Genomic DNA, 11764 nt, shown 5'->3' on the forward strand with positions numbered 1-11764 from the left:
GGCTCGTCAAACGTTTTGTAGTGCTTTTTTTCAAGCACTACATCTTTGGTCTAATACGACTCGTCAGTCAGTATTTGGTGATTTAGTCCAAGGTGTCGACTTTCACCCGCAAAGTCATGTCGTTGCGGCTCTGGGTTGAGTAGCTGCGGGTCTGGCCCTGTTTGTCGGCCTGGGTCTGGCCATTGACCCCGGCCAGCAGGATCCACTCACCGAGGTGGCCGGTGACGGTTGTGTCGGTGCTTTGCACGTTCACTACATCGGGACGTTCCTGGCTCATGCGGTCACGGTTGGTACTGATCGAGAGGTGAACGATGTCGCCGGTGACGTTTGCGGTGACGTAAAAGCCCTGGGTGACGTTGCGGTATTCGGTCTGGCTGCGCAGGTCACCATAGCCATCGGTCTGCGAACTGGTCAGGGGCACGCTCTGGCCGACCTGGATCAGCGCCGGTGCGCCTTCGCTGGCCTGCACTTGCTGAATACCGCCGTCACGGCTGTCGGTGCTGTAGTTGATGATGCGAGTCTTGGCGCCGTTGGCTGAAGAACCCTGGTCACTCTGGAAGTTGTTGTCGCTGGTGTCGACAGTGATCAGCAGGCGCTTGGGGGCTGTGTCGAGTTGGGAGATAAGGGCTTTAAGTTCGTCGATCTTGCGCTGATCGGCGTTGACGATGAGTTGATTGCCGTAGGCGCTGACCTGTCCGTCCTTGCCGATGAAATCCTGCGCCACCGGCAGCAGGTCGGCGCTGGTGCGATAGCTCAGGGGCACGATTTCGGTGGCTGCCATGACCGAAAAACTGCAGGCTACCAGCAGGGTGCTGAGCAGGGTGCGTAGGGACATATCCGTTATCTCCGGCTTCGTGATTTGTGTAGGAGCGAGCTTGCTCGCGATGGTCGTCAACGATAATGCGTGAAGCCTGACACCCCGCGGCGCTCTCAGGTGCATCGTCGGAACGCCGCCCGGAGCAAGCTCGCTCCTACAGGTGCATGTGTTGATATTGCCAGTTTGTCGGCCTGTAGTGGCGCTAGTTGAATCCTAGACAGCAAAACGCCCCGGCATCGTGTGATGTCAGGGCGTTTTGTGGTGTTCTTGAGGCTGCTATCGCGAGCAAGCTCGCTCCCACAGGGATCGATGGTGTTGCCAGAATCTTCAGCAACTCACAAATCTATTGTGGGAGCGAGCTTGCTCGCGATGTAGGCGACTCGGTCTCAGGCCGAATGGCGAACCATGTCCACATGCGGAATCCCGGCTTCCAGGAACTCCTCACTGACCATGTGAAAACCCAGGCGCTCATAGAACGCCGTGGCTTGTACCTGGGCGCTGAGCATCTGCTGCTTGAGTCCGCGCTCTTCGGCTTCGCCGATGACCGCTTGCATCAGCGCATCGCCGACTTTCAGGCCGCGCCAGTCCTTGAGTACCGAGACCCGGCCAACGTGACCGTCAGGCAACAGGCGCGCGGTGCCAATCGGAAAGTCGCCTTCGTAAGCGAGGAAATGCACGGCATCAATGTCATCGGCGTCCCATTCCAGTTCCGGCGGAACGGATTGCTCGGCGACGAACACCGCTTCACGAATGCGCCGGATCTCGGCGTTGTCCTTTTGCCAGTCTGCGACACGTACGTGAATCTTATTCATCGGCAAACCCCAGGCTTCCTTGCTTGACCAGTTCGCACAACAGGCCGCGGCCGTCTTCATCGCTCAACCATTCGCCGAGGTTGTCGGCGTGCAGCGCGTCGGCGGCGCAGATCATCTTCAGCAGTTCGCGCAGTTTGCCCGGCAGGTAACGGCTCTGGCCGCTGGCGAACAGCAGCAGGTCGTCATCGACTTCGGACCACGCCAGGCGCGCGCTCGGGTTGCGAATCAGGATCGCACCTTGCTCGAGGGCGGACATGAAGTCCTCTTCTTCGACGTCTTCCGGGCCCACTACCAGTTCCGGATAGCGTGGCTCGGTCATGAACTGGCCGAACCAGGTCAGCAGCAGGCGCTCGTCGCTCATGTGCTCGGCCAGCAGGCCTTTGAGGCGGTCGAGTGCATCGCGCTGGATCTGGTGAGGATCGGCAGTCGGCAGGGCGTCGGCGTCGGTGTAGCGTTCTTCGTCCGACAGGAACTGGCTGAGGAAGTCGGTGAAGTGGGTCAGCACTTCAGCGGCGCTCGGCGCGCGGAAGCCCACCGAGTAGGTCATGCAGTCATCTACGGCGACGCCGCAGTGGGCCAGGCGCGGCGGCAGGTAGAGCATGTCGCCAGGTTCCAGCACCCATTCATCGGTGGCTTCGAATTCGGAGAGGATGCGCAGGTCGGCGTGGGCCAGCATCGGGCTTTCGGTGTTGCACATCTGGCCGATCTTCCAGTTGCGCTTGCCGTGGCCTTGCAGCAGGAACACGTCGTAGTTGTCGAAATGCGGGCCCACGCTGCCGCCTGGCGCGGCGTAGCTGATCATCACGTCGTCGATGCGCCAGCTCGGCAGGAAGCGGAAATTTTCCAGCAGTTCGCTGACTTCCGGGACGAACTGATCCACGGCCTGAACCAGCAGGGTCCAGTCACGCTCAGGCAGCTTGCTGAATTCATCTTCGGCGAACGGGCCGCGACGCAGTTCCCATGGACGCTCGCCATTCTCGATGATCAGGCGCGATTCGACTTCTTCTTCCAGCGCCAGGCCGGCCAGTTCGTCGGCGTCGATCGGGCTTTCGAAATCAGGAATCGCCTGGCGGATCAACAGCGGCTTTTTCTGCCAGTAATCGCGCAGGAATTCCCGTGCCGTGATGCCGCCCAGAAGTTGAAGAGGAATATCAGGATTCATGTGTAACCTATTGAAAAAATGCACTTTTCAGACGGGAATAAAAACGCCCGGCGCGGCCGGGCGTCTTCAAAGGGTCTAGCGATCGATCAGATGCGTCTGGCTTGTTCCACGGCATTGCCGATGTAGTTCGCCGGGGTGAGCAGTTTCAGCTCGGCCTTGGCGGCGGCTGGCATGTCCAGGCCGTCGATGAAAGTCTGCAGCGCTTCAGGGCTGATGCCCTTGCCGCGCGTCAATTCTTTCAGTTTTTCGTACGGGTTTTCGATGTTGTAGCGACGCATCACGGTCTGGATCGGCTCGGCCAATACTTCCCAGCAGGCGTCCAGGTCAGCGGCAATCTTCTGCTCGTTGAGCTCAAGCTTGCTGATGCCCTTGAGGCTGGCTTCGTACGCGATCACGCTGTGGGCGAAGCCGACGCCGAGGTTGCGCAGTACGGTGGAGTCGGTCAGGTCGCGCTGCCAGCGGGAGATCGGCAGCTTGCTCGCCAGGTGCTGGAACAGTGCGTTGGCGATGCCCAGGTTGCCTTCGGAGTTTTCGAAGTCGATCGGGTTGACCTTGTGCGGCATGGTCGACGAACCGATTTCGCCAGCGATGGTGCGCTGCTTGAAATAACCCAGGGAAATGTAGCCCCAGATGTCGCGGTCGAAGTCGATCAGGATGGTGTTGAAGCGGGCGATCGCGTCGAACAGCTCGGCAATGTAGTCGTGGGGCTCGATCTGCGTGGTGTACGGGTTGAAACCCAGGCCCAGTTCGTCTTCGATGAAGGCGCGGGCATTGGCTTCCCAGTCGATCTCAGGGTAGGCCGACAGGTGGGCGTTGTAGTTGCCGACAGCGCCGTTGATCTTGCCCAGCAGCGGAACGGCAGCGACTTGAGCGATCTGGCGTTCCAGACGGTAAACCACGTTCGCCAGTTCTTTGCCCAGGGTGGTCGGCGAGGCCGGTTGACCGTGGGTGCGCGACAGCATTGGCACGTCGGCGAAGCGGATGGCCAGTTCGCGGATGGCGTTGGCGGTCTGGCGCATCAGCGGCAGCATCACGTCATCACGGCCTTCGCGCAGCATCAGGGCGTGGGACAGGTTGTTGATGTCCTCGCTGGTGCAGGCAAAGTGGATGAACTCGCTGACCTTGGCCAGCTCCGGCAGCTTGGCCGCTTGCTCTTTGAGCAGGTATTCGATGGCCTTGACGTCGTGGTTGGTGGTGCGCTCGATCTCTTTGACGCGCTCGGCGTGCTCCAGAGAGAAGTTTTCCGCCAGGGTGTTGAGCACAGCGTTGGCTTCGGCGGAGAACGCCGGCACTTCGCTGATGGCAGGATGAGCGGCCAGGCGCTGGAGCCAGCGCACTTCAACCAGAACGCGGGCACGGATCAGGCCGTACTCGCTGAAAATTGGGCGCAGGGCCTGGGTTTTGCCGGCGTAGCGGCCGTCAACAGGGGAAACCGCAGTGAGCGAAGAGAGCTGCATGGGGTGTTCTCGGACAGTCGGGCAACGAAATGGGGCGCGTATCATACATGAAAAAATCCGCCGGTCCGTCGCCAACTGACCGGCGTATTACGCGTATTGCTAAGTTCTGTTCTGTCGATGCGGGTTATTCGTTACGCATCAAGGGGTAAAGCTCTTTGAGCAATTTGCGACGGCTGATCACCAGCTGCCAGCGATGACCGCCCAATTGCCGCCACAGGCGTGCAGAACGGATGCCGGCCAGCAGCAGGGCACGAATTTTCGAGGCGTTGCTCGGTTGTTGCAGGTTGCGCATGTCGCCGTGCACCTGGATACGTTGGCGCAGGGTGCTCAAAGTATCCTGGTACAGCGCGCCGCAGGCGGCGATCACGTTTTCGTGAGCCGGGCCGAAGTGGTCGACCTGGGACTGAATCTGCGGCAGACGCTTGCCGATCACCTCAAGCATGTCGCCACGTTTTGCCAGTTGGCGCTCAAGACCGAGCATTGCCAGGGCATAGCGCAGCGGTTCGCGCTGCAGGGTGCTTGGGTCGCGCTCGAGGGCGCCGATCAGGGCGCGATAACCTTCACGCAGGTTGATGTCATCGCCGCCATAGACTTCCAGGGTGTCCTTGGGGTCGCGGATCAGCAGGCTGCCAAGCATGCAACTCAGGCCGGCCTCGTTGGTCTGGCCGCTCTTGGCAATCCTGTCCACCAGCACGGCGGCGAGAAACACGCCGCCCAGTGCTGTCAGTTGCTCCTGAATCGGGTTCATAGGGCCTGGCCCTTGCTCGTCCACGGCTCGGCTACTTCAATCACGCCGCCGCCGAGGCAGATCTCACCGTCGTAGAACACCACGGACTGGCCCGGAGTGACCGCGCGCTGCGGGTCATCGAAGGTCGCGCGATAACCGGTGGCGGTTTTTTCCAGGGTGCAGGGCTGGTCGCTCTGACGATAACGAACCTTGGCGGTCAGCTTGCGTGGCTGGCTCAGGTCGATCGGGTTGACCCAGTAGATATCGGAAGCGAGCAGGGCGCGGGAGAACAGCCACGGGTGGTCATTGCCCTGACCAACGATCAGCTCGTTGTGCTCCAGGTCCTTGATCAGCACGTACCACGGCTCGTCGCTGGCGTCTTTGAGGCCGCCGATGCCCAGGCCCTGACGCTGGCCGATGGTGTGATACATCAGGCCGTGATGACGGCCGATGATTTCACCTTCGGTGGTCTTGATCTCGCCCGGTTGTGCCGGCAGGTACTGTTTGAGGAAATCGCTGAAACGGCGCTCGCCGATAAAGCAGATCCCGGTGGAGTCCTTCTTCTTCGCGGTCGCCAGCTCGTACTTTTCGGCAATCGCGCGCACTTGCGGTTTTTCCAGCTCGCCGACCGGGAACAGGGTCTTGGCGATCTGTTCGCCGCCGACGGCGTGCAGGAAGTAGCTCTGGTCCTTGTTCGGGTCCAGGCCCTTGAGCAGTTCGGTGCGACCATCGATGTCGCGGCGACGCACGTAGTGGCCGGTGGCGATCAGGTCCGCGCCAAGCATCATGGCGTAGTCGAGGAACGCCTTGAACTTGATTTCGCGGTTGCACAGGATGTCCGGGTTCGGCGTGCGTCCGGCCTTGTATTCGGCCAGGAAGTGCTCGAACACATTGTCCCAGTACTCGGCGGCGAAGTTGGCGGTGTGCAGCTTGATGCCGATCTTGTCGCACACGGCCTGGGCGTCCGCCAGGTCATCCATGGCGGTGCAGTATTCCGTTCCATCGTCTTCTTCCCAGTTCTTCATGAACAGGCCTTCCACCTCATAGCCCTGCTCGATCAGCAGGAGGGCGGAAACGGAAGAGTCCACGCCGCCGGACATGCCGACAATGACGCGCTTCTTTTGTGTGTCAGAAGGGGCTGGATCACGCATAGGGATTCAATGAGTGTCTTGAAAAAGGACGCGATTCTAACAGGCCGGAGCCTGCATGGCTAAAGAGAAGGACGGATCAATTCAAGGCCGAAGTGTTGGCCTGCCAGATAGTCATCGATGCAGCGCATGATCAGCTCGCTGCGCCAGTTGTCGCGCTGCTCGATTAATTCCTCGCGGGTCAACCACTTGGCGCCGACGATGCCGTCGTCCAGTTGATAATCGGGGTGGTGTTTCAGCGGTTTGGCGATGAAGCAGATCCGCTGGTAGGTTACGCCGTTGCTCGGGGCGGTGTAGAGGTAAATACCCAGTACGCCGGTCGGTTCGACGTCCCAGCCGGTTTCCTCGAGGGTTTCGCGCACGGCGGCTTCGGTCAGGGTTTCGTCCGGATCGAGATGCCCGGCGGGCTGGTTGAGCACCACGCGACCGTGCTTGAGTTCTTCGACCATCAGGAAGCGGCCGTTGTCTTCGACGATGGTGGCGACGGTGATGTGGGGTTTCCAGTCCATGAGATCTCCTCGAAGTTGAAATGCTGTCCCTGTGGGAGCGGGCTTGCTCGCGAAAGCGGTGGGTCAGTCAATAAAGATGTTGAATGATAAACCCCTTTCGCGAGCAAGCCTGCTCCCACATTGGATCGGATTTCACTGATAAAAATGTGTATGGGCCACAAACACAAACCCCGGCACAGGGCCGGGGTTTGTGGTGCTTCCTTACAACCTTAAACCAGCGCTGCAACCGCCGCGTTGAAGGTTGCGCTTGGGCGCATGGCTTTGCTGATCAGCTCGGCGTCGGCGTGGTAGTAACCGCCGATGTCCACTGGCTTGCCCTGAACGGCGTTGAGTTCGGCAACGATGGTCGCCTCGTTCTCGGTCAGGGTTTTGGCCAGGGTCGCGAACTGCGCTTGCAGTGCAGCGTCTTCGGTCTGGGCGGCCAGGGCTTGAGCCCAGTACAGCGCCAGGTAGAAGTGGCTGCCGCGGTTGTCGATATTGCCGACTTTGCGCGATGGCGACTTGTTGTTGTCCAGGAACTGGCCGGTGGCCTGGTCCAGGGTCTTGGCCAGTACCAGCGCCTTCGGATTGTCGTAGGTCACGCCCAGGTGTTCCAGGGACGCGGCCAGGGCCAGGAATTCACCCAGCGAATCCCAGCGCAGGAAGTTTTCTTCCAGCAACTGCTGAACGTGCTTCGGAGCCGAACCGCCGGCGCCGGTTTCGAACAGGCCACCGCCGTTCATCAGCGGCACGATCGACAGCATCTTGGCGCTGGTGCCCAGTTCCATGATCGGGAACAGGTCGGTCAGGTAGTCGCGCAGTACGTTGCCGGTCACCGAGATGGTGTCCTTGCCTTCGCGGGTGCGCTGCAGGGTGAACTTCATGGCGTCGACTGGCGACATGATCTGGATGTCCAGGCCGGCGGTGTCGTGATCCTTCAGGTAGGCCTGAACTTTCTCGATCACCACGCCGTCGTGGGCGCGCATTGGGTCCAGCCAGAAAATCGCCGGCGTGCTGCTGGCGCGAGCACGGTTGACCGCCAGTTTGACCCAGTCCTGGATCGGTGCATCTTTGGTCTGGCACATGCGGAAGATGTCGCCGGCTTCGACCGACTGCTCCAGCAGCAGGTTGCCCTTGCTGTCGGTGACGCGAACAACGCCGTCAGCCTTGATCTGGAAGGTCTTGTCGTGGGAACCGTATTCTTCGGCTTTCTTCGCCATCAGGCCAACGTTCGGCACGCTGCCCATGGTGGTCGGATCGAATGCGCCGTTGGCTTTGCAATCTTCGATCACGGCCTGGTAGATGGTCGCGTAGCAACGATCCGGGATCACGGCCTTGGTGTCGTGCAGCTGGCCGTCGGTGCCCCACATCTTGCCGGAGTCACGGATCATCGCCGGCATCGAGGCGTCGACGATCACGTCGCTCGGCACGTGCAGGTTGGTGATGCCTTTGTCGGAGTTGACCATTGCCAGGGAAGGGCGAGCGGCGTAGACCGCCTGGATGTCAGCTTCGATGGCCGCTTGCTGTTCGGCAGGCAGGGCCTTGATGCGAGCGTACAGGTCGCCGATGCCGTTGTTCAGGTTGAAGCCGATCTGTGCCAGCACGTCAGCGTGCTTGGTCAGTGCGTCTTTATAGAACTCGGCAACGATCTGGCCGAACATGATCGGGTCGGAGACCTTCATCATGGTGGCTTTCAGGTGAACCGACAGCAGTACGCCTTGTGCCTTGGCGTCTTCGATTTCGGCGGCGATGAAGCGGCGCAGGGCGTTTTTGCTCATGACCGCGCAATCGAGGATCTCACCGGCTTGTACGCTGGTCTTTTCTTTCAGGACGATGGCGGTGCCGTCTTGCGCGATCAGTTCGATTTTCACGGCGTCAGCGGCGTCGATCAGGGCGGCTTTTTCGCTGCCGTAGAAATCGCCGGTGCTCATGTGCGCGACGTGGGACTTGGAGTCCTTGGCCCAGGCGCCCATTTTGTGCGGGTGCTTGCGCGCGTAGTTCTTGACCGACAGCGGAGCGCGACGGTCGGAGTTGCCTTCACGCAGAACCGGGTTCACGGCGCTGCCCTTGACCTTGTCGTAGCGCGCCTTGGCTTCTTTGTCGGCGTCGCAGGTCACGGTTTCCGGGTAGTCCGGCAGGTTGTAGCCCTGGGCTTGCAGCTCTTTGATCGCGGCTTGCAGTTGTGGAACCGAAGCACTGATGTTCGGCAGCTTGATGATGTTGGCTTCAGGCGTAACGGCCAGGGCGCCCAGTTCGGCGAGGTGGTCGGCTACGGCTTTGTCACCCAGTTGCTCGGGGAAGCTGGCCAGGATGCGCCCTGCAAGAGAGATATCGCGGGTTTCAACGGCGATATCAGCCGAGGCGGTGAAGGCCTCTACGATAGGCAACAGTGAATAGGTGGCGAGGGCAGGAGCTTCGTCGGTGAAGGTATAGATGATCTTCGAGCGGGTGGGCATATTCGGATTAACTCTCTCTTCTTTGCTAAAGCGTGCGCAGAAACTCGAGGGCGCCGGGTAAGCGCGTTCGTTCAAAGTCATCCATGAGCCGAATATCGAGGTTTCGTTGCTGTGATGTTGGGTGCATCAGTGGGGCGTCAAGCAGTCGGGCTGCGGTAACAGACCGACTTATCGGGTTGAAACTCTCGTCGTAGAGCCGTTCAACCCGTCGTGACCCTTTAGTCAGCGGCGGCATTATACATAGGTAGCTGGCAATCTGCCGATGGTTCATACGCAACGAATGTCGTCCATTGGTCTAAAGGTCGCAGGGGCGAGGAGGGCGTAAGGTCATTCGTCGTGCTTGAGTTTGGCGTTTTTCCCTTTGTTTTCAGGCTTGTAGGTCGCTGGTTGTGCGCCTTTGCGGCATATGGATAGAACATAGGGTTTGCGCGCCGATTCAACTGGGTTACGCTCGAACCAAGCCAGATGTTCAATCCAATCAATGGAGTTCAGCATGGGTTACAAGAAGATTCAGGTTCCAGCCGTCGGCGACAAAATCACCGTCAATGCAGACCATTCTCTCAATGTTCCTAATAACCCGATCATCCCCTTCATCGAAGGCGACGGCATTGGTGTCGACATCAGCCCGGTCATGATCAAGGTTGTCGATGCTGCTGTTAAGAAGGCTTACGGTGGCGAGCGCAAGATTTCCTGGATGGAGGTGTACGCCGGGGAAAAAGCGACTCAGGTCTACGATCAGGACACCTGGCTGCCTCAGGAAACCCTGGACGCGGTCAAGGATTACGTGGTTTCCATCAAGGGCCCTCTGACCACCCCGGTCGGTGGTGGCATCCGTTCACTTAACGTGGCCCTGCGTCAGCAACTCGATCTGTACGTCTGCCTGCGACCGGTGCGCTGGTTCGAAGGCGTGCCTAGCCCTGTCAAGAAACCGGGTGATGTCGACATGACCATCTTCCGCGAGAACTCCGAAGACATCTACGCCGGCATCGAGTGGAAGGCCGGTACGCCGGAAGCCACCAAGGTCATCAAGTTTCTTAAAGAAGAAATGGGCGTCACCAAGATCCGTTTCGACGAGAACTGCGGTATCGGTGTCAAGCCGGTTTCGCTGCAAGGCACCAAACGTCTGGCGCGCAAGGCCCTGCAATATGTGGTCGACAACGATCGCGATTCGCTGACCATCGTGCACAAAGGCAACATCATGAAGTTCACCGAAGGTGCCTTCAAGGAATGGGCCTACGAAGTGGCGGCTGAAGAATTCGGCGCGACCCTGCTCGACGGCGGTCCGTGGATGCAGTTCAAGAACCCGAAAACCGGCAAGAACGTCATCGTCAAGGATGCCATCGCCGACGCCATGCTCCAGCAGATCCTGCTGCGCCCGGCCGAATACGATGTGATCGCGACCCTGAACCTGAACGGTGACTACCTCTCCGACGCCCTGGCGGCGGAAGTGGGCGGTATCGGTATCGCACCAGGGGCCAACCTGTCCGACACCGTGGCCATGTTCGAAGCCACCCACGGTACGGCACCGAAGTATGCCGGCAAGGACCAGGTCAACCCGGGTTCGCTGATCCTCTCCGCTGAAATGATGCTGCGCCACATGGGCTGGACCGAAGCGGCCGACCTGATCATCAAGGGCACCAATGGCGCGATTTCCGCCAAGACCGTGACCTATGATTTCGAGCGTCTGATGGAAGGGGCGAAACTGGTGTCGTCTTCCGGTTTCGGTGATGCGCTGATCTCGCACATGTAAGAACACGCAGGTACACAAAAACCGCCTGATTCAAGAAGTTGAGTCAGGCGGTTTTTTTTATGACTGGATGACGCGGCGGTATTAAACCGAAACGGTCTGCTCAGGTGACGGTGTCGCGGTTTTCGAGGCGTCCACCGGGTTGCCGATGTTGACCGCGTGAAGGCCTTTGGGGCCCTGGATGATCTCGAATACGACAGCTTGCCCGGCTTTCAGGGTTTTATAACCTTCCATTTTTATGGCCGAGTAGTGGGCAAACAGATCCTCTGTCTTGCCTTCCTCGTTGATGAATCCGTAACCCTTGGCGTTGTTGAACCACTTCACCTTGCCGACTGCCATACCCAACTCCCTCTGCAACAGACTCCATCACTGGAGTATCATCCACTACATCCGCAGTCGAACCTGTAAATAAGTTTGACTCCGCGGACCTTTTTTACCCACTGTGGGCTCTATTGGTTGTAACACCCTTTTGCCGATAGTCAAGCTGACCGGCAGTCGGAGTTGAAATCGCTGATAGCCGCCCCCACCACTGTATTTGAACAACTGACGAACCTTTCTTTCCATGCATGCAATCAGCCAGATTCGACTAACATTCAATCAGGATCGCCCTGATTTACACGACGACGATTCCGCAGGCATTGCTGTTCAGGAGGCAAAGCCTGCTCTACAGGCGCCGCCGATGTACAAGGTGGTTTTGTTCAATGATGACTACACACCGATGGATTTCGTCGTCGAAGTGCTCGAGGTGTTTTTTAACCTGAATCGCGAGCTGGCGACCAAGGTCATGCTGGCCGTCCATACAGAAGGACGGGCAGTATGTGGAGTGTTTACCCGCGACATCGCGGAGACCAAGGCCATGCAGGTCAACCAGTACGCCAGGGAAAGCCAGCATCCGCTACTCTGTGAAATCGAGAAGGACGGTTAATCGCCGACCACTTGGGTATGAGGTG

The 11764-nt window shown here is 59.2% G+C and carries 12 protein-coding genes; 2 read left to right on the forward strand and 10 right to left on the reverse strand.

Annotated elements, in window-relative coordinates:
• Positions 1–82 precede the first annotated feature (82 nt).
• The 9 genes from AC3WN7_RS13875 to AC3WN7_RS13915 form a co-directional block, all read right to left on the reverse strand.
• Positions 83–835: a secretin N-terminal domain-containing protein gene (locus tag AC3WN7_RS13875; RefSeq protein WP_095966500.1), complete on the reverse strand. Its 753-nt coding sequence runs from the start codon at positions 833–835 to the stop codon at positions 83–85.
• 368 nt (positions 836–1203) lie between these two features.
• The gene (locus tag AC3WN7_RS13880; RefSeq protein ID WP_095966499.1) at positions 1204–1629 is read right to left on the reverse strand and encodes a GNAT family N-acetyltransferase; all 426 of its coding nucleotides are present in this window, start codon (positions 1627–1629) and stop codon (positions 1204–1206) included.
• Positions 1622–2791 (reverse strand): ribosomal protein uL16 3-hydroxylase, encoded by a 1170-nt coding sequence (locus tag AC3WN7_RS13885; protein WP_007972092.1) that lies wholly within the window; start codon positions 2789–2791, stop codon positions 1622–1624. Before AC3WN7_RS13885 ends, AC3WN7_RS13880 begins: the two co-directional genes overlap by 8 nt.
• 86 nt (positions 2792–2877) lie before the next feature.
• The gene (purB, locus tag AC3WN7_RS13890; protein ID WP_007981277.1) at positions 2878–4248 is read right to left on the reverse strand and encodes an adenylosuccinate lyase; all 1371 of its coding nucleotides are present in this window, start codon (positions 4246–4248) and stop codon (positions 2878–2880) included.
• Positions 4249–4372: 124 nt separating this feature from the next.
• Entirely contained in the window at positions 4373–4996 is a 624-nt protein-coding gene (hflD, locus tag AC3WN7_RS13895; protein ID WP_102673998.1) for a high frequency lysogenization protein HflD, read from the reverse strand.
• On the reverse strand, positions 4993–6126 hold the full coding sequence (mnmA, locus tag AC3WN7_RS13900; RefSeq protein WP_007972086.1) for a tRNA 2-thiouridine(34) synthase MnmA: 1134 nt from the start codon (positions 6124–6126) through the stop codon (positions 4993–4995). The genes hflD and mnmA overlap by 4 nt, the downstream gene beginning before the upstream one ends.
• Before the next feature lie 59 nt (positions 6127–6185).
• Positions 6186–6632 carry an NUDIX hydrolase gene (locus AC3WN7_RS13905; protein WP_102673997.1) on the reverse strand — a complete coding sequence of 149 codons (447 nt, stop codon included), beginning with the start codon at positions 6630–6632 and terminating at the stop codon, positions 6186–6188.
• 209 nt (positions 6633–6841) lie between these two features.
• Positions 6842–9067 carry an NADP-dependent isocitrate dehydrogenase gene (locus AC3WN7_RS13910; RefSeq protein WP_102673996.1) on the reverse strand — a complete coding sequence of 742 codons (2226 nt, stop codon included), beginning with the start codon at positions 9065–9067 and terminating at the stop codon, positions 6842–6844.
• 327 nt (positions 9068–9394) lie between these two features.
• Entirely contained in the window at positions 9395–9562 is a 168-nt protein-coding gene (locus tag AC3WN7_RS13915; protein WP_173862065.1) for a hypothetical protein, read from the reverse strand.
• On the opposite strand from AC3WN7_RS13915, the gene icd reads away from it, so the two are divergent.
• Complete coding sequence (gene icd / locus AC3WN7_RS13920) at positions 9561–10817, forward strand: NADP-dependent isocitrate dehydrogenase (protein WP_007972065.1); 1257 nt, start codon at positions 9561–9563, stop codon at positions 10815–10817. The two genes, AC3WN7_RS13915 and icd, sit on opposite strands and share 2 nt — an antisense overlap.
• 81 nt (positions 10818–10898) lie before the next feature.
• Here the strand turns inward: icd and cspD are convergent, their stop codons facing one another.
• On the reverse strand, positions 10899–11153 hold the full coding sequence (gene cspD, locus AC3WN7_RS13925; RefSeq protein WP_015094393.1) for a cold shock domain-containing protein CspD: 255 nt from the start codon (positions 11151–11153) through the stop codon (positions 10899–10901).
• A gap of 223 nt (positions 11154–11376) precedes the next feature.
• Here cspD and clpS point away from each other — a divergent pair, with 223 nt between their 5' ends.
• Positions 11377–11739, forward strand: a complete 363-nt coding sequence (gene clpS, locus AC3WN7_RS13930) for an ATP-dependent Clp protease adapter ClpS (RefSeq protein ID WP_015094394.1) — start codon at positions 11377–11379, stop codon at positions 11737–11739.
• The last annotated feature ends 25 nt before the right edge of the window (positions 11740–11764 follow it).

This window comes from Pseudomonas sp. FW305-70 (assembly GCF_058783925.1).